At 48.2% G+C, this 15,774-nt stretch carries 21 protein-coding genes; 6 read left to right on the top strand and 15 right to left on the bottom strand.

What is annotated here, in order from left to right; translation table 11 throughout:
* Positions 1 to 2: 2 nt before the first annotated feature.
* The 9 genes from IBT46_RS03175 to IBT46_RS03135 form a co-directional block, all read right to left on the bottom strand.
* On the bottom strand, positions 3 to 1,103 hold the full coding sequence (locus IBT46_RS03175) for a hypothetical protein (protein ID WP_200543942.1): 1,101 nt from the start codon (positions 1,101 to 1,103) through the stop codon (positions 3 to 5).
* 419 nt (positions 1,104 to 1,522) lie between these two features.
* Positions 1,523 to 1,699, bottom strand: coding sequence for a hypothetical protein (locus IBT46_RS03170; protein ID WP_200543940.1), 177 nt, complete (start codon positions 1,697 to 1,699; stop codon positions 1,523 to 1,525).
* Between the two features lie 83 nt (positions 1,700 to 1,782).
* The gene (locus IBT46_RS03165; protein WP_200543938.1) at positions 1,783 to 4,020 is read right to left on the bottom strand and encodes a replication endonuclease; all 2,238 of its coding nucleotides are present in this window, start codon (positions 4,018 to 4,020) and stop codon (positions 1,783 to 1,785) included.
* A complete protein-coding gene (locus IBT46_RS03160; RefSeq protein WP_200543936.1) occupies positions 4,017 to 4,241 on the bottom strand; it encodes a TraR/DksA family transcriptional regulator in 225 nt (74 codons plus the stop codon). Before IBT46_RS03160 ends, IBT46_RS03165 begins: the two co-directional genes overlap by 4 nt.
* Positions 4,241 to 4,471, bottom strand: coding sequence for a DUF2732 family protein (locus tag IBT46_RS03155; protein ID WP_200543934.1), 231 nt, complete (start codon positions 4,469 to 4,471; stop codon positions 4,241 to 4,243). The genes IBT46_RS03160 and IBT46_RS03155 overlap by 1 nt, the downstream gene beginning before the upstream one ends.
* A gap of 68 nt (positions 4,472 to 4,539) precedes the next feature.
* Positions 4,540 to 4,920 (bottom strand): hypothetical protein, encoded by a 381-nt coding sequence (locus tag IBT46_RS03150; RefSeq protein WP_234479920.1) that lies wholly within the window; start codon positions 4,918 to 4,920, stop codon positions 4,540 to 4,542.
* A gap of 1 nt (position 4,921) precedes the next feature.
* Positions 4,922 to 5,107: a phage filamentation protein Fil family protein gene (locus IBT46_RS03145; RefSeq protein WP_200543932.1), complete on the bottom strand. Its 186-nt coding sequence runs from the start codon at positions 5,105 to 5,107 to the stop codon at positions 4,922 to 4,924.
* A gap of 7 nt (positions 5,108 to 5,114) precedes the next feature.
* Entirely contained in the window at positions 5,115 to 5,624 is a 510-nt protein-coding gene (locus tag IBT46_RS03140; protein ID WP_200543930.1) for a phage regulatory CII family protein, read from the bottom strand.
* A 31-nt stretch (positions 5,625 to 5,655) separates the two neighbouring features.
* Positions 5,656 to 6,057: a hypothetical protein gene (locus tag IBT46_RS03135; RefSeq protein WP_200543928.1), complete on the bottom strand. Its 402-nt coding sequence runs from the start codon at positions 6,055 to 6,057 to the stop codon at positions 5,656 to 5,658.
* Positions 6,058 to 6,171: 114 nt separating this feature from the next.
* Between IBT46_RS03135 and IBT46_RS03130 the strand changes: the two genes are divergently transcribed.
* The 3 genes from IBT46_RS03130 to IBT46_RS03120 all read left to right on the top strand — a co-directional run bounded on the left by IBT46_RS03130 (position 6,172) and on the right by IBT46_RS03120 (position 8,207).
* Positions 6,172 to 7,014, top strand: coding sequence for a phage repressor protein CI (locus IBT46_RS03130; protein WP_200543926.1), 843 nt, complete (start codon positions 6,172 to 6,174; stop codon positions 7,012 to 7,014).
* A 79-nt stretch (positions 7,015 to 7,093) separates the two neighbouring features.
* Positions 7,094 to 7,654 carry a hypothetical protein gene (locus IBT46_RS03125; RefSeq protein WP_200543924.1) on the top strand — a complete coding sequence of 187 codons (561 nt, stop codon included), beginning with the start codon at positions 7,094 to 7,096 and terminating at the stop codon, positions 7,652 to 7,654.
* 1 nt (position 7,655) lies between these two features.
* Complete coding sequence (locus tag IBT46_RS03120) at positions 7,656 to 8,207, top strand: hypothetical protein (protein ID WP_200543922.1); 552 nt, start codon at positions 7,656 to 7,658, stop codon at positions 8,205 to 8,207.
* A gap of 40 nt (positions 8,208 to 8,247) precedes the next feature.
* On the opposite strand, the gene IBT46_RS03115 is transcribed toward IBT46_RS03120, so the two are convergent.
* Positions 8,248 to 8,499: a hypothetical protein gene (locus tag IBT46_RS03115; protein WP_200543920.1), complete on the bottom strand. Its 252-nt coding sequence runs from the start codon at positions 8,497 to 8,499 to the stop codon at positions 8,248 to 8,250.
* Between IBT46_RS03115 and IBT46_RS03110 the strand changes: the two genes are divergently transcribed.
* On the top strand, positions 8,486 to 8,818 hold the full coding sequence (locus tag IBT46_RS03110; RefSeq protein ID WP_200543918.1) for a hypothetical protein: 333 nt from the start codon (positions 8,486 to 8,488) through the stop codon (positions 8,816 to 8,818). The genes IBT46_RS03115 and IBT46_RS03110 overlap by 14 nt on opposite strands.
* A gap of 118 nt (positions 8,819 to 8,936) precedes the next feature.
* Here the strand turns inward: IBT46_RS03110 and IBT46_RS03105 are convergent, their stop codons facing one another.
* Positions 8,937 to 9,665, bottom strand: a complete 729-nt coding sequence (locus tag IBT46_RS03105) for a hypothetical protein (RefSeq protein ID WP_200543916.1) — start codon at positions 9,663 to 9,665, stop codon at positions 8,937 to 8,939.
* 98 nt (positions 9,666 to 9,763) lie between these two features.
* Positions 9,764 to 10,600: a hypothetical protein gene (locus tag IBT46_RS03100; RefSeq protein ID WP_200543914.1), complete on the bottom strand. Its 837-nt coding sequence runs from the start codon at positions 10,598 to 10,600 to the stop codon at positions 9,764 to 9,766.
* A gap of 503 nt (positions 10,601 to 11,103) precedes the next feature.
* On the opposite strand from IBT46_RS03100, the gene IBT46_RS03095 reads away from it, so the two are divergent.
* Entirely contained in the window at positions 11,104 to 11,487 is a 384-nt protein-coding gene (locus IBT46_RS03095; protein WP_200543912.1) for a bleomycin resistance protein, read from the top strand.
* Positions 11,488 to 11,526: 39 nt separating this feature from the next.
* On the opposite strand, the gene IBT46_RS03090 is transcribed toward IBT46_RS03095, so the two are convergent.
* Together IBT46_RS03090 and IBT46_RS03085 are read right to left on the bottom strand one after the other, a co-directional pair.
* A complete protein-coding gene (locus tag IBT46_RS03090; protein WP_200543910.1) occupies positions 11,527 to 12,642 on the bottom strand; it encodes an AI-2E family transporter in 1,116 nt (371 codons plus the stop codon).
* 99 nt (positions 12,643 to 12,741) lie between these two features.
* A complete protein-coding gene (locus IBT46_RS03085; protein ID WP_200543908.1) occupies positions 12,742 to 13,536 on the bottom strand; it encodes a fused MFS/spermidine synthase in 795 nt (264 codons plus the stop codon).
* Positions 13,537 to 13,773: 237 nt separating this feature from the next.
* On the opposite strand from IBT46_RS03085, the gene IBT46_RS03080 reads away from it, so the two are divergent.
* Positions 13,774 to 14,067: a hypothetical protein gene (locus IBT46_RS03080; RefSeq protein ID WP_200543906.1), complete on the top strand. Its 294-nt coding sequence runs from the start codon at positions 13,774 to 13,776 to the stop codon at positions 14,065 to 14,067.
* A gap of 228 nt (positions 14,068 to 14,295) precedes the next feature.
* Here the strand turns inward: IBT46_RS03080 and rsmF are convergent, their stop codons facing one another.
* Positions 14,296 to 15,750: a 16S rRNA (cytosine(1407)-C(5))-methyltransferase RsmF gene (gene rsmF / locus IBT46_RS03075; RefSeq protein WP_200543904.1), complete on the bottom strand. Its 1,455-nt coding sequence runs from the start codon at positions 15,748 to 15,750 to the stop codon at positions 14,296 to 14,298.
* Between the last annotated feature and the right edge of the window lie 24 nt (positions 15,751 to 15,774).

Below are 15,774 nucleotides of genomic sequence, written 5' to 3'. Positions count from 1 at the left end.
TCCTATAGTATCAGCTTAGTTAGAGTTTCGAAATCGTCTTTACAGATACATTTGCTCAATAGAGCATAGCTCACAGGTGAAGTGCTGCTTCCACCAAGATGCCTCCTCAGTGTTCCTGGAATGATTAGTTCAAGGTTGTCTGCAAGCTGCAACTGAGGATTATTCCTTTCCACTCGGATGCCAATACGATAAAGGCCAATGTTTCCTACCGCCTTGATACCTTCCTTATTGAAAATATCATCCCTCAAATCTTTATTTGCAGTGTTTTTCTTTTCTTTATGTGTGGTCCCTTCATTTGTTAGAAACGATAAATCGAACACCTTGTAATCTAGGTTCGAGTAAGGTAAGGAATTTTGGTTGAATATTGGTTCAATTAGAGGGTAAAAGTCCTTTTCATTCGCCTTGAAATTACTCCCATACTCAAGATATAGCTCGCTAACAATATTTCCTTTAGAAAAAAGTATGCTCTCGCCAATTGCATTTCCTGCAGTGTCGATTAAAATGTGAATTTTATCACCACTAAAAATGCATACATCATAACACTGTTTCTTTTCTTTCCTCTTAGCTATTATCTCATCATAATTATTGAATTGAGGTAATGCTTGAGTTGGTATTTTTTCACGGATGACCTGTTCTCTTATTGATGAGAAAAGAACAATGCTTATATTGTTATGAGATGAGTGAAATACTAATTCAGGTTTGTTTTTTACAAGAGAATTAACCTGCGCTTCATCAAGTAATGTTTCTGATAGACTGTTTGGTTTTTTATTTGCATTCCATTTGGTTAAAAATTTACTCTTTAAATCATCAATAATTAATTTATCAACTGTAAGGCTAAATAATGCTTTTTCTCCAAACATTATTTGACCATCAAGTACATCATTAATAGTGCCAATTGTTGTATTAAATTTATTTGGATCTATTTTTTTTAGCTCTAATAATGCTTCAACGACCTTATCAGTTGTGGCCTCCCGGCCTTTTCCTGTTGGTAACCCTAACGAACCAACAATCGGTCTAGCTACATTCCAGCTAAGCCGTTCAGTTAATGTTAAGACAGATTTTAGTTCTGAATCTGAAAGAACTGCAGGAGTATGACCTATCATTTCACCACCTAAAGTTGATGTATTTCATATAGATACACCGATAATATGCAAGGATTCGTAAGTTATCAGCTAAGCAATAGGAATAAACTTATCTTAACTGTTAAAAGTATTGCAAGTGATTTCAAGAAATGCCGATAAAGGCTGCTTGATTTTTTGCAGCCAGGGGGAAACTCGATATCTGAAATTTCTCCTAGCGCGCAATGCTATCCCCGCCTCGCCTGCCCGCTTTTCGCATCGTTTTTCATGCAGACGCATGCGGTACGCGAATCCGCGCCAACTCTGGTGTGACGTAGGGAAGGGGAACTAATCTGGATCATGCGATCCAATGCATCAGAATGCGTTTTCAGATAAGAGAAAGCCGTCCTGCAAGACGGCTGGGTTACGTCCGATTTCTAAGGCACCAGATGTGGTGCAAAACATCACTCGGCCTGGTAGAAAATCCGGTCCTGAAGCTGTGAAGTATCGATTTCACGGCTGAGGTCACTAATCATAGACATAGCCAGCTTGAGTTCTTCCGCTTCACATTGTGCGATGAGCGCCACATCAGCGATGAACTGTATACGTGCAATTGTGACGTTTAATTTATCTAACTCCATCAGTCCCTTACCCCTTGGTTAAATATTAATACTGTATATATAAACAGTATCATGCTGTTAACTAAGCGTAAAGATTCGTATCACTAAGATTCGTCCGAGTGACTGTTTTTTATGCGGATTGTCCCTTTCATAACGTTGCTTGCTAACGCGTCAAAGCGCGCCCGCAGGTTCGGACGTGCCTTGTTACCGCCGTAGAGAATCCCCCGGGTTCCACTTCGATACGTCCGGCCCTGAATAATCACCTTTCCTCCAGCCATCATTCTGCTGATCTCCATCTCTGTGAGATCTTCACCAGATACCTCTTTAACGTTTTGCCGCAGGTTTAGCCTGGTATCGGGGTTGCCTGGGTACTTAAACGGCGTTTTAACCTTTTCTGGTGCTTCCTCCGCACGTATTCGTGCAAGCATTCGTCTTCGTTCTGCGCGTGATGGTGGTTTGGAGAAATCTGTTATCCGTTGCTCCGTACAGTTATTGACAGAACTCCGAGAGGGCGCGGTCGCGCCCTTGAGGTCAACGGCCAAATCAACGGCGCGCTTCGGCACAATTTTCCACTGTGTCAGGCGCGTTAAAATCGGCGTGTCATCGCCAACGGAGGTTGCATAAACTCCCTTGATGCTGACAGTTTCTTCACCGTACTCGTTAAGCTCGTTACCCGCCTGATACCAGGTGCGCACCGCCAGATCGTCACGACGAACAAAAGGGCCACCCTGAGCGTTAACGTATGCTGCCCAGTCACCGGCATCTGCTGCGTCATGCGCAGCAGCAAATTCCACGCTTAATCCCTGCGCGGTTTCACCGTCAGCCATACGACGCAGTTCACGATAAACAGTGACTGGCGCACCGCCGACAAACTGGAACTGGCGGATATGCCAACGTGCAGCCCAGGCTGAAACTGCCGGTGCGGTTTCTTTCAGCTCCTGGCCGCTTTCATCGTCCAGCTCACCGTCCAGCGCGTAGCCGTCGATATTCTTCGAGATATATTTCGCCACATAACCGGTGGCGCTGCCTTTCTCCGGATCGATAGCTTCGGCATGGAAACGTGCTTTTCTGGCTTTGTCGGTTGTCAGTTCACCGCTATCCTGCTGATGAGCATAATCACGCAGTATCTCACGCACGCGATCGACGCTTTCAGGCAGCATAAACATCAGCATATGCCAGTGCGGGGTGCCATCATGATGTGGTTCGGCCACGCGGATACCAAAAATGCGGATCTCTTCGCGGTGGAGTTTGGCGCGGATTTTCTGCCAGATATTACAGAGATAACGCTGCGTATCTGAGGGACTCGCGCCGTTCCACTTGCGGTTCCGGTGTCCGGTTTTAATTGTGGCGTGATAACGGGCCGGGGCAGTCAGGGTATAGAACTCGCCGACGTATCCCATTTCGTTGCAGATATTTTCGAAGCCGCGAATACGCGTCATCAACTCACAGCGGCGTATCGCCGGGTTCGCTACGCTTCCATCATACTTATCGATAAGGCTGATGCGGTTGCCTTCCTCATCTTCCAGTTCAAGTCCCTTGAGAAACTCACGGGTACGACGTTTCTGTTCACGCCATTCATTGACGCAAAATTTACTGGCGTACGGACTGTGCTTTTTGCTGACGTTAGCCAGCGCAATCTGGAGATGCTCGCGCCACGTTGACGCGACGCGGCGTAAGCGTCCTTTCCACCACTTATCATTTTTCATCCGATGGATCGCCGGCGTGACATCTTCGGGATTAAAAAAACGCGAATTGACGGTATCCCAGAGCGGCGGCAGTTGTCCCAACTGGCGGGTTATCGTGGCGGCAGTCATGTAAATATGATGGGTGTACCGGTAATCGGACTCAGCTCCGATATGTTCATGCGCCTGGACAATTTCAGCCATGATAAAACTGGCGATATCACCGGCCAGCAGATCAACATCGGCACGGGCCATATCCGGCAAACGGTTAAATCGCCGGATGAGTCGCCAGAGGTTTTCCGGTGCGACAAGTTTTTCGGCATTACCTGATTCGTTGCCCGCTAGAATGCTGAATGTGCCCGGTTCCATTGCGTTTAAGCGGTACTGCTCGTTGACTTTTTCAACGCGTGGCAATGTGCGCTCAACAAATGTCTTTGATAAGTACGCATTGGCACGGGCTAAACCCTGTGTTTTTTCAAGCTGGATAAAACGATGCTTAACATCACGTTGTACCAGTTGCGGCTGCTTATCCAGCAGGTCGTTTGCATGCGACAACGCCGCAATCATTTGATCGCGGCGGCGGATTTGTTCATAGGTGAGATAAGGGCTGGCAATAGCCGCCCGTGGTTTATTCCACGGGTAGGCATACTGGATAGTCACTGCTGTTTACCGTAATGAGCGGCTTTAAGCTCTCCGATGGTTTTGCAGTGAACGCAAGTTATCACACCCGGCAACGCCTTACGGCGCGCTTCGGGAATAGGATCGTCACACTCTTCACAGAAATAGGCGCTGACGCCGCCCGGTCGGTGAGTAATATTCGCAAGCGCGCGCGCCAGGTTCTCGGCTTCACGTTGCTGTGCGATATCAATATTGTCAGCCATTAGTGCAGCTCCTGTGATTCGTTCTCAAAACGCAGGGCTTCCTGGCGCAGTAATTCAGCCGCTTCAATGCCGTTCATTTCGTTGCGAGTGATATGAATGGCTAACGCCTCAAGACGGATAGAAACGGCCAGCGCCTTATCTTTACGTTCCTCATTACGCGCTGCTTTTAGCAGTGCCTCAGTGTTGAAGTCGGCTCCGATAATGAACGGTTTGGATTGAACATTACGCATACAGTTTTCCTTATTTTTGGCAATAGAATGCCCGGCGGGTTGACGCCTGATTTTGGGATTGAGGTTATTTAGTCAGAGAGAAAACAGTCTGATATTGAGAATCGACGCGGAAGCATTTCGCTCCAGCGTGACATTTTATTCATCGCTTTAATAATCAGCTCGCGGCGTAGTACATCGAAGCTTTCAAACGGTTTGCCGATCTCCTCCAGTTTAAAAGCGCCTAGCTGTTCGCGGTTCGCCAGTGTCAGCACGCAGAACTTGAATTCATCACTCTGGCGATTGAAATAGCGCAGGGCAGGGTTTTCATTGTTTTTACGCATCTGTCGCCAGCGCTGCTGAAATTCCCGGAATGTCATCGATTTGACCTGATCCACACGAGCATGGATAAGATGAACATCACTGAATGCGGTAGCGCTGTTGTCAGATGTTTTGTTTACGAGACTGGTCATATTAATCCCCAAACCGATTGCAGAATGATTTGAACCGCGTTGGCTTACGTGTGGACAGATCACGTAAAAGCGCTTTCTGACAGTGGCATGGGTGCCAACGTTTGCCATCTTTTCCCATAATCCAGCCATGCCCATAGGAAGGTGACTGGCTTTGCCTTTTTAGCAGTGGTGCGATTGATACTGGCATAGTCACCTCAGCTCAGGCCGATGGAAGCGCCGATACCACTGACAGCATCGAGCGTTGAACACATCGTGGGATTGCAGTGAATCCGGGCATGAACGGCCATTGCTGCAAGGGTTAAACAGCGAATACCTGAGTTCACACTATCGACAAAAGCGTTTTTGCGTGACTGAGTCATGCGCTCCGTGGAAACCACGCCAGCTGCGACTTGGCCGACGGCGGCGGTGGCATTCATGACGTAGGCACTGAGGTTATCTGCGGCCAGCTCGTTAATGGGCACAGAAGGTAAGCAATGCAGCTGTGCAAGCAAGCCGTCAACCAGTGCTGAGTCTTCGGTGATATCAGTCAGCAGCAGTACCTCGGTTAGCGTTAGCAGATGCGGTTGATCGGGATTGAGCTTGTTACGCAGCACCTGTGGCTTCATCTCGATTTTGCCAGCCAGCTGGCTTAGGTTGTGCTTATGCGCAAACTGACGGCAGGCATTATCGAGATGCGGGTGTTTGGACACTTGATAATCAAACATGATTCAGATCCTTGAAACTTGCAAAATCAAGTTATGGTTTGATGTATCGGCAATGAAGCGCGTGTTGACGATTTTTCTCACGCCATGCCGCGACATTAATCAGGGCGTTGCCGTGTTTTTCCATCACGTCAGTACGCGGTTTTCCGGTCTTACGACAGGTGGAGTTACGAACAACAGTGGTAGTCGGCGTTGGGGCTAATAAAACCACGCCATCGCGAATCCATTTTTCCAGCAGTGACTTGCTGATACCGTTGATCATGGCGAAGTCATCTTTAGACATAGTGGGGGAGGTATTGAAAATGACAGCGCGATTAACGGCGTCGTTAATCACAGCACTTAGTGCCGGTAACAGTGCTGTTGTGATAGTGGTTAGAAGATCGGGTGACTGAGCTAAGTCAAATGCGTGCTGAGCGTTTGCATTTTCAGTATGCATATCGCAGTATCTCCGTTGGGTCGTTGTGTTCTACGGTGTTTCATGTGGTGTGATACATCCTAGATCATCAAATGTTGTCTAGTAAACAACAAATGTTTATTTATTTGGTGGCTTATGGATTTTAGCGATGGGACGGCTTCAGAGATCATTGAACGTCTGGCGTCTGCTTATGGCGTTCTGACGCAGAAAGCCTTGGCAGAAAGCCTGGGTGTGCCTGCCGCAAACGTTAGCAATTGGGTGCAGCGCGATAGTGTTCCTGGCAGCGCGTTTGTAAAGTGCGCTTTAGATACTGGGAGTGATCTCCATTGGCTTACCAGTGGAAAGCTTGCAAATGCAAACTTAGAAGCGTCTACCGTTTCCCCGAAAGGTGCAGTCCTTTACAAGGAAATTATCTCAAACGGCGGAAAGCCGGTTTTGCGTCGCATCATGGATGCCTACGGCTTTACCCTGCAAAAACAACTTTGTGATTTGCTGGGGATATCATCCGGTACTGTAAGTACTTGGATACGTAGAAATTACTTTCCAGGCGATTTAGTTGTGACTTGTGCTCTCGATACTGGGGTATCTTTGGAGTGGCTGGCTACGGGGAAGGGTGCACAAACAAACATTAGCAATAAAGAATGTATTAGTAGAATAATTCCGCGTAAAAACCTTACTGCAGGTGTCCTCCATGAGGCCGGAATTTGGGAGGGGGATTTGAATTTCATTTCACCCACTGTTAATGAGGCGGTTTTTATTTCCAGTAATTCTGGGGCATGGATTGTTGACACAAGCATTTCAGAGATCAGTAATGGTCGCTGGTTGCTAGGTATTGATAATAAGTACGACATCTATGACATTACTCTTTTGCCTGGTCGTAATATAAGTGTAGCTAGTAAATTAAGTAATTTCATTTGCGGTGCTGATGAAGTTACCACAGTTGGTAAGGTTATGTTAACTTTACAATTTGATTTTTGAATGTTTAACTATTTTGATTTGATTTTTTAGGTTGTCATTTGATTTTGATAGATTTATAAACTACTTTTTGGAGGGTTGTATGAGTATAAAAGAATTGAAAATTTTCATCGATAGTGAAAACAAAAAAATAACAGAGGATGAGGTTGAGATCAATTGGGATAAGCAGAAGAAAGATTGGCTCGATTTTGTTAATGATTTTTATGTGAAAATAAAATCATGGTTAAAACCATTAATCGATGATGGCTCAATTGTTGTAAGCTTTAGTAAGGTAAATCTCAAAGAGGATTTTATTGGGAGCTACGATTTGGAAAAAATGGTCATCAAGGTGGCTAGGAAGGAGGTTGAGCTTGTCCCAGTCGGTACCTTATTAATTGGGACAAAGGGTAGGATAGATATGAAAGGTTTATCCGGAAAAGTACAATTTATTCTAGCAGACAAAAAAAGCTCAGGTGTAAAATTTACAGTTAAAATTCACACTGTAAACGGTGAAGTGGTTGATAGTAATGGTGATGATAGCGCTAAGAAAAATGAAATAGAATGGGATTGGAAAATAGTGCGGCGTGGTGGTAACAAAATTGAGTTTGATGAATTTAATGAGGATAATTTTATTTCAGCCTTGATTGAGGTTATGGGGTCCTAATATGCCTGGTATTTCGTTGTCAAATGAACACAGCACATTGGAAGAAGTCGAAAAATATTACAACGTAAGTAATAGTGCTTTATATGATTTTTATTCTATTTCGTCAGGTGGGCGTGAAGATATACCTGCTGTCCTATTTGGTCTTACTAAAGATGAAGTAGAAAAAGAAAGAGCAGAGAGCTTACTAAAGTTAGAACGCATGTGTTCATTAGAGTTATTGGCAGTACTCGAAGCTAGAATAAGAATTGATTATATTCATAGGGTAAGAAAAAGATTGAAAGATAATTTATCAAGAGATTTTAGGCGACTACATCGTATAAAGGAATATAGAACTTCTTTAGTCGATGAATTGTTGAATCTTCGTAGAAAGAATACTTCTGGTTGCGAAAAGGAAATTAATGAGTTAATAAGAGCTATAGATTATCGAAACTGGCTTGCTCATGGTCGATACTGGACGCCAAAAAAAGCTCCTCATATAGCTAAGTATGACTATCTCTCAGTTAAAATTTTATCTATTAAAGTATTATCAAGTCTAGATTTACAGGGCGGGTAGTGAAATATCCCACTTCATCAAAATAAAGAGTTTTGATAAATTATATTAAGGGAATGGTGGTTTTTTTGAGCGTACCGTCATCACCTGATAGTAGAATTGTGGTTTCATTATTCGGTAAGCTTTGTTGATAAACATCTGTACCAAAGATACTAATCTTTTCAGTTGGGGTTGTTTGGAATGAGAGTGAAAGATTTTTACCAGTCATGATAGTCAATCCACTGTTGAAGAAAATAGCAGCAAATTTAAGTCTTTTAATAAAAGGGAGTTTATTAGTAAATATGAACAATTTCATTGAATTCATCCATTGTCGGGCAAGATGGAACATTATAGACGAGATTAAGAATGAACTCGACAAATTAGGGCAGAAAAATGAAAGGGGGCCATTATGTTTCTCGGTAGGCAATCTAGAGTACATAAATATTGCTTTACCGATAGCAACCGCTCTTGTTGGTGGGGTGGCCGGGGTGATTGTAGCTTTTGTCAATCGAGGTAAAAAGGTGCGGATTGTTTTTGATGGAAATAAAATTAAAGAAATCGATGCATCAAATTGCGATCCCGATGAGATTGTTGCCACAATTCAGAAAATCAAGGCTATAGAGATTGTAGAGTAGCAGTTGAGCTATCATGAGTAGTCATTTTATCGCCATTATGATATTTAAACTCATGAAATATAAGACCTAAAATAGTATTCGGTCTTTTTTTGACTCCCTTGTAGCCAGTTTTTCGTGGTTAACCACCGGCCGCGCCCGCTATCTCATAGCTCGGGATTGGATATAAATAGACCGGCAGCCCTTTAGCTTGATGGTAGCGTTTTATCCAGCTTTCCAGACTGTAGTTTTGCTCCCAGCGGCTGTGGCTGCTGGAGTTCGAGTAAATTAGTCGGCCGGTGCCCTGGCCGTCGCCCAACAGACCAACGTGTCCGATATAGCGTTTACCGCCAATTATCGAGGTGGGTGAAATAACGATGCAACCGGCAGGGGCGTTATCCAACGCTAAAGTCGTATTGAAACATCTCCCTAATTCCTCAGCAAAAACCGTTGTACTGTCCGTATGGGTGATCCAGCGACCAAGCGCTGCATAGGCAAGCTGGCGTACCGCCCAGCAGCAGGCGAGATTGCCGCCGTCTGGTCCATCGAGTGACGAAAATTTGTTGACGCTTTGCATTGCGAAATTAAACAGAGATTGATGATCGCCAGGTGAGCTGATCCCGCAGACGAGGTTTTTACTAAACGACCTTGGTTGGAGGCCGTTCTCTCTAAAGGCGAATACGCCATCATGCTGCAACTGAAGTCCATCTGGTGCGATTTTAAAGAGCATAACGTCGGACTCATTTTCTCCGCGTTGCGTCACGATAAGGTACTGACCATCACTAATTTGTTTCTCCTCGGTGAAGATTTCATAGTTATCCGAAGGGTCGAGATAGTTTGCTAATTCCGGAAATTGCGCTTCGATCGTCATCGTTATCTCCTGAAGTTCATTGCGATGCAGGTATCGAGCTTGAGACAGCCCGGTGGGACTTAACTAGAGCATCAGAGCTGTGGATAAAAGCGATGCAGCTACGCCTTCGGCCACTGGTTGCTCCGCTTGTAGCACTGAAGGTTGGCCGCTACTGCACGTGAGTCGATTGCACCATAAGTATTTATAATCGCAACACAAAGTGATGAGTTGCGGATACCGTCGCAAACGTCAATTTTCAACGTTCCCGCCTTTATCTGCTGTGCAAACTGCGCGGCGGTAATACCCTGGCCATCGGTCTGTTCTGCGGTTTGTAAAGCATCTGCGACCGTCCTATCGTAGGCTTCGGCCTGCTGGAGTGAGAGTTGTATACCCTCGTCCGGCGTTTTCCCTTCTTTATTGATGTTACGCATAATTTCCTGCATATCCCCTGTCAGAACCTGCTGGCGGATCTGTGCGACGGTGGGATTTTCCACTACTGGCAGTCGATCGCTGAGGTAGGAGAGGTTCTTCGCGCACTGGCCATTTTTCGGCAGGTAGTCTTTGGTATTAAACGTGCTGACATCAACAGGCGGTAGCTCCGCGCTATCGGATGCCTGTGCCGTTTGCGTTGTGCCCGATTGACCGCTGAACGAGGAAGTCGTCGGCGCTGCTGAGGCCATTGATGACAGTGCTTTTGCCGCGCTTGAATTTGGGGCGGCGGTATTGGCGGCGGAAGAGAGTGTGCTGGTTCCGGTGTTGACATCGCTGGTGCCGCCGAGGGTGAAAACATCTGCAATGGCCGCCACTGTCACGCCAACGGTTCCGGTATAAAGCGCCCAGCCATATTCGCCGTTATCGAACTGGCGTTTGGTTTCCTTCATTGCTTTTTGCGTGGTGCAGGCTGTGGTAATCAGGCAAATAAAACAGTGCGTTAACAGAGAATTAGGCGTATTCATTTTTCACCTTTACATTTTTTAGTGATTTGTAATGAAAGTACATATTAATTCAATTTAGTGTAAATAATGATCAATAAACTGCATAGTACCAATCAGAAACTATCCAATTAAGTTACAAAAAAAGCCTTAGTGCCACCCATCAGACCTAATGTCTTAAGATTGAATAACATGCCATTTCAGTATTGAATCATGAGCGTGGCTGAAGGGATTCGGCTTTTAAAGAGGGTGCTTTGCTCTACATTTTTCACTGGACCTGGTGAATAAAAAACAGCTAAAAGTCGCTTCTCGTAGGAAAAAAGCGTTTATGACCGTGGTAGCCAGCGTTGCCAGTGCAGATAGGGGGGTATGTGACTCTCCTGTCCGATGCTTTAAAAGCGAATGACTGACAGAAATCATGCCCCTTACTGACGCAATAAAGCCGTGAGTCCGGCAGAAAAGGCGACCTTTACCTGCAATAATGTGCAAAAAAGCCAATCTGCCTATTTTGCTTCGGAGCCGCCGCCATGACCGACCATGCCACCCCCAATCTGCCTTCACGCAGTTTCAGCGCCACCCAGCAGTTTTATGCCGCACTGGGTTTTACTACCACCTGGCAGGATGAGCACTGGATGATTATGGTCTCCGGTAGTGTGGTGCTGGAGTTTTTCCCGCATCCCGAGCTGGACCCCTACGGCAGCTGGTTCAGCTGTTGTCTACGGCTGGATGATGTTGAGGCGTTTTACCGCCTGTTGCAGGCGGCAGGGATTCCGGAAAAATGCACTGACTTCCCGCGTATCCATCCGCCCAAAATGCAACCGTGGGGGCTAAAGATGGGCGCGCTGGTCGATCCCGACGGTACGTTGATCAGGCTGATCGAGAATGAGAAGAAGGCCGACCAACAGGCATAAAAAAGCCGGGCCATGATAGTTGGCCCGGCTATGCCAGCGTTATTCACTCTTTTCTGGATGATTGAGGCCTTCTTCAATAAATTCCGGGTCGATCTCTTCAGTATTGCCCCGATGTTCTTTACCGGAGAACAGGTTCCAGCTGGCAATAAACAGTGCGGCAATCAAAGGACCAATCACAAAGCCGTTAATGCCGTAGATTTCCATGCCGCCGAGTGTGGTAATCAGGATCAGGTAGTCCGGCATTTTGGTGTCTTTGCCGACCAGCAGCGGGCGCAGAATGTTATCAATCATCCCGATAACCACCACAAAGAAGAAGGCCAGCACCAGACCTTTTACGACAGCACCAGAGAACAGGAAGAAGAGCACTACCGGCAGCCAGATGATCGCGGAACCAACCGCCGGGATCAGCGACAGGAAAGCCATCAGCGAGCCCCAGAGAATGCTGCCCTGGATATCGGCGAAGTAAAATGCAATGCCGCCAAGTGCTCCCTGAACGACGGCAACCACGACGGTGCCTTTCACCGTAGCGCGAGATACCGCAGCAAACTTCACAAACAGATGATGTTTTACGTGATCCGACAACGGCACGGCGGTGAAAATCAATCCAACCAGATAGGCGCCATCTTTCAGCAGGAAGAACAGCAGGTACATCATCACGCCAAAACCGATGGTGAAGCTGAAAGTACTCTTACCAATCAGCATGATGCTGCCGGCGAAGAACTGACCGCCTTTCATTGCCGCACCGGACAGCTGCTGCTGGATTTGGTCGGCATTATTCAGATCGTTTTCCGCCAGGAAGTGGCGTGCCCATTCAGGCAGGTGATTGACCACACCGCTGACCACCGTAGCCAGTTCGGTCTGGTTGTTTTGCAGCCGGTTGTACAGCGCGTTGCACTCCACCGCCAGTGACGAGGCCACTATGGCAAGGGGTATGAAGACGATCAGGCAGATGATCAGCAGCGTGATCAGTGCTGAAATGCCGTTTTTATCGTTGAGCTGTTTCCGGATGCGCGTTTTAAGCGGATGGAATATCACCGCCAGAATGGCAGCCCACAGGATGGCGGAAAAATACGGCCCCAGAATGTGGAAGAAACCCAGCGTGGTTACCGCCAGGATCAAAATAAAGAATCCCTTACCAATACCTTTAATCATCATGCTTTGTTCTCTTTGTTTAACGTCCTGAATAACGGAGTAAACCTGGCACAGCATCGGTAAACCGGCAACTAAACAACTAAAAAAACGGCTGAGATCGCGTTAAGGTTGCCTGCCGCTTAAAACCGCCAGTTTCGGGGTGAGGCTGGAGAAATCAGTGCCAAACTCGTTGCCCGCACGAATAGCGATGCGTTGCAGTTCACGTAAAGGCAGGTCAAACGTCACATTGCTGGCATAAATCACCACGTTGCCGCTGGGCACCACACAGCGCAGCAGGGTGGAAAACTGCCGTTGTAGTGCCTGAAGCAGCGGGCCGTTGGCAGCAGGGCGCTGTGGATAGTTCAGTACCAGCCAGCCATCCGTTTTTAGCGTACGTTTAGCGTGCTGGAGGAAGGTTTCCATCTCTTGTAGCGGCGACATGGTATCGGCGGCGTACAGGTCGGAGAAAATCAGGTCATAGAGATTGCCTGTTGCCGAGGCAAGAAATTTGTCGGCATCGACGGCGTGATAGTGAATATGCTCGCCTTCAGGCAGGGAAAAGTGCTGCCGCGCAACGTCGATCACCGCAGGGCGAAGCTCAACAATATCCATCGCGCAGGCGGCATCGCGGGCCGCGATCGCTCTTGGCAGGCAGCCGCCGCCCAGTCCAAGGATCAGCGCTTTTTGCGGAGATTTCAGCGCCACGGCCATCAGCATGGCACGGATATAATTGTGTACCGGCAGTGCTGGATCGCTCTTCTGCATTTTGCTCTGTTCGCACATGCGGTCGAAAGTGAGGATGCGGTAAATTTTATTCTCGATCACCGTAATCTGCCCATGCTCGTCGCTGGCACTGGTGACAATATCGCCACGAATACGAAATATCGAAACAGAGCTGGCCTGCTCCACGTCAGTCATATGAACTCCTTTTATACGGTTGACGAAAATGGCTGCCGTCGGGGTATTCCTCGCGGCAGAGCGCGCACCGCGAGGGTAGCACAGCGGATGAACGCAGGCACGCGATCGGCAAGGGAAGGTCGGGGAGGACGTTTTCCGCTATCTATGCTTGTGCGCTGTGCTTGCGCACTTTACGATAAAAGCTGCCCCACCGCAGCGGATATCCGTTTGCGGTGCCGCTGGCAAGGAGCTCGAACGATGAAAAATGATAAAGAGATTTCGATCGACCAGTTCACGGCAGAAGAGAAAGTGCTGGTTGAACTACGGGTAAAGACCCTCACCGCGAAACTCGGTCATATCGCCAGTAAGAAAGAAGAAAAAGAGATCCTGAAAGAGGCAAAGCGGCTGGTAATGAAGGAGCGGGTAGTGCGTGAAAGTACCCAGGTGGTCAAAGTGAAAAAACCGCGTAAACCGTCGGCGGCAAAAGAGAGCGAAGTGAAAGACTTTAGTTGGGCAGGTTCACTGCGTAAAAATCCGCGGGCAATGAAGTAGTTAAAAAAAACTAGCCGACGACGATCAGATGCACCAGGCGGGCCAGCACTTCAATAATAAGCAGGCTGCCGATGGTGATTAAGGCCAGCGTAAAGTAGAACTGATAACGGTTTTTCATGGATGCTGAATCCCTGCAGCGAGAAGGTCAGTGAAGCAATGTAGACCATATCGTCTAAACCGGAGTTCAATACTTTCCGAAACTAATGAATTTGTGCGTTAAATGGCCCGTTACCGGGCCAGATCGCTTAATGCGTTAAACAGTTTGCCGTCGCGTACCAGATCGCGGGGGTAGTTATTTTTGATGCGCAATCCCACGGTTTTAGCAATGCCGATCGGCTGTCGCTGGTGGCAGATAATCAGCTCTCCGGACGGAAGATCGCGTTCCGGGTAGATATCGCGCCCGCGATACCATTCTTCAGCTTCGGCGCTGCTCAACTCAACCGCATTGACTGCCAGCGGGTCGGCCAGCGCAATTGCCGCTTCATGCTGCCAGCGATAGCCTTTCGGGAAAGTTTCCGCCAGCTTCAGGCCGATGCGCGAGAAGCGAACGCGGGACAGCAGTGGTTCAATCTCCACCGGGAATAGCCAGATCTCTTTATCGCGCTGCCACAGCGTATGTTGATCATCCCAGTGCAGTCCGCACTTCGCTGCCGCTGTGGCCACTTCCTGCTGCTGGGCGCGGCTCATTGGGCTAAATGGCAGCTTGCCGAGTTTATAGCCCGGCTGTGGCAGAGCGGGGATGCTGGTCTTCTTACGCAGGCGGGCAACGAAGAATCCCTCGCTGTCAAAGATCTGCGGAAAAACGTGCAGGTAGCCTTCGGCGGTAGCGGCTTTTTCCGCTCCGGCAAACAGCTGGTCGAGGGGCTCAACCTCTACCGCATCCGGATAACGCGCCAGCAGCCAGGCAATAACCTGCTGATTCTCATCATGATTCAGGGTGCAGGTGGAATAAATCAGCGTGCCTCCGGGGCACAGCGCATGGAAGGCGCTGTCAATCAGCTCGCGCTGAGTGGCGGCGATCTCTGCATTGCTGGCTACGGACCAGTTGCGCAGCGCGTCGGCATCTTTGCGGACCACGCCTTCACCCGAACAGGGGGCGTCCAGCAGGATAGCGTCAAACGATTCCGGCAGCGCCGCGCCAAAGACGCGGCCATCAAAGTGAGTCATCGCCGTATTGCTGACTCCGCAGCGGCTGAGGTTAGCGTGCAGCACTTTCACCCGGCTGGCCGAATATTCGTTGGCCAGAATCGCACCGCCGTTATGCATGCGGGCGGCAATCTGGGTGGTTTTTGAGCCCGGGGCCGCGGCCACATCCATCACTCGCTGTGGTGACGGGCAGCCGTCGAACAGCGCCGTTACCGGCAGCATTGAGCTGGCTTCCTGAATATAAAACAGCCCGGCAAGGTGTTCAGCTGTACTGCCCAGCGGCAGGGCATCGCCGTCGTCGCGACTGATCCAGAAGCCTTCAGGGCACCAGGGGATCGGCGTCAGCGACCACTCCATTGGCGCGACCAGCGTGAGAAAATCCGCAACGCTGATTTTCAGGGTGTTAACACGCAGGCTGCGGCGCAGTGGCTGCTGGCTTATGGCAATAAACTGGTCGAATTCTGCACGATCAGGCAGCATCTGCTGCATCAGGCTGAGAAACGCAGGCGGAAAATAGACGCGGGAAGAGTCAGGCACGGGCAGGGTCCACTAAATAAAAGT

Origin of the sequence: Erwinia sp. S38 (assembly GCF_016624545.1) — a bacterium.
Classification (GTDB): Bacteria; Pseudomonadota; Gammaproteobacteria; order Enterobacterales; family Enterobacteriaceae; genus Erwinia; species Erwinia coffeiphila.
The sequence above is the reverse complement of the archived record's forward strand: the minus strand, read 5'-3'. Positions and strand labels throughout refer to the sequence as shown.

Coding starts and splice junctions, on each gene's coding strand:
- IBT46_RS03175 (WP_200543942.1), bottom strand. CDS start 1,103: ATGATAGGTCATACTCCTGCAGTTCTTTCAGATTCAGAACTAAAATCT.
- IBT46_RS03170 (WP_200543940.1), bottom strand. CDS start 1,699: ATGGAGTTAGATAAATTAAACGTCACAATTGCACGTATACAGTTCATC.
- IBT46_RS03160 (WP_200543936.1), bottom strand. CDS start 4,241: ATGGCTGACAATATTGATATCGCACAGCAACGTGAAGCCGAGAACCTG.
- IBT46_RS03155 (WP_200543934.1), bottom strand. CDS start 4,471: ATGCGTAATGTTCAATCCAAACCGTTCATTATCGGAGCCGACTTCAAC.
- IBT46_RS03150 (WP_234479920.1), bottom strand. CDS start 4,920: ATGACCAGTCTCGTAAACAAAACATCTGACAACAGCGCTACCGCATTC.
- IBT46_RS03145 (WP_200543932.1), bottom strand. CDS start 5,107: ATGCCAGTATCAATCGCACCACTGCTAAAAAGGCAAAGCCAGTCACCT.
- IBT46_RS03140 (WP_200543930.1), bottom strand. CDS start 5,624: ATGTTTGATTATCAAGTGTCCAAACACCCGCATCTCGATAATGCCTGC.
- IBT46_RS03135 (WP_200543928.1), bottom strand. CDS start 6,057: ATGCATACTGAAAATGCAAACGCTCAGCACGCATTTGACTTAGCTCAG.
- IBT46_RS03130 (WP_200543926.1), top strand. CDS start 6,172: ATGGATTTTAGCGATGGGACGGCTTCAGAGATCATTGAACGTCTGGCG.
- IBT46_RS03125 (WP_200543924.1), top strand. CDS start 7,094: ATGAGTATAAAAGAATTGAAAATTTTCATCGATAGTGAAAACAAAAAA.
- IBT46_RS03120 (WP_200543922.1), top strand. CDS start 7,656: ATGCCTGGTATTTCGTTGTCAAATGAACACAGCACATTGGAAGAAGTC.
- IBT46_RS03110 (WP_200543918.1), top strand. CDS start 8,486: ATGAACAATTTCATTGAATTCATCCATTGTCGGGCAAGATGGAACATT.
- IBT46_RS03115 (WP_200543920.1), bottom strand. CDS start 8,499: ATGAAATTGTTCATATTTACTAATAAACTCCCTTTTATTAAAAGACTT.
- IBT46_RS03105 (WP_200543916.1), bottom strand. CDS start 9,665: ATGACGATCGAAGCGCAATTTCCGGAATTAGCAAACTATCTCGACCCT.
- IBT46_RS03100 (WP_200543914.1), bottom strand. CDS start 10,600: ATGAATACGCCTAATTCTCTGTTAACGCACTGTTTTATTTGCCTGATT.
- IBT46_RS03095 (WP_200543912.1), top strand. CDS start 11,104: ATGACCGACCATGCCACCCCCAATCTGCCTTCACGCAGTTTCAGCGCC.
- IBT46_RS03090 (WP_200543910.1), bottom strand. CDS start 12,642: ATGATGATTAAAGGTATTGGTAAGGGATTCTTTATTTTGATCCTGGCG.
- IBT46_RS03085 (WP_200543908.1), bottom strand. CDS start 13,536: ATGACTGACGTGGAGCAGGCCAGCTCTGTTTCGATATTTCGTATTCGT.
- IBT46_RS03080 (WP_200543906.1), top strand. CDS start 13,774: ATGAAAAATGATAAAGAGATTTCGATCGACCAGTTCACGGCAGAAGAG.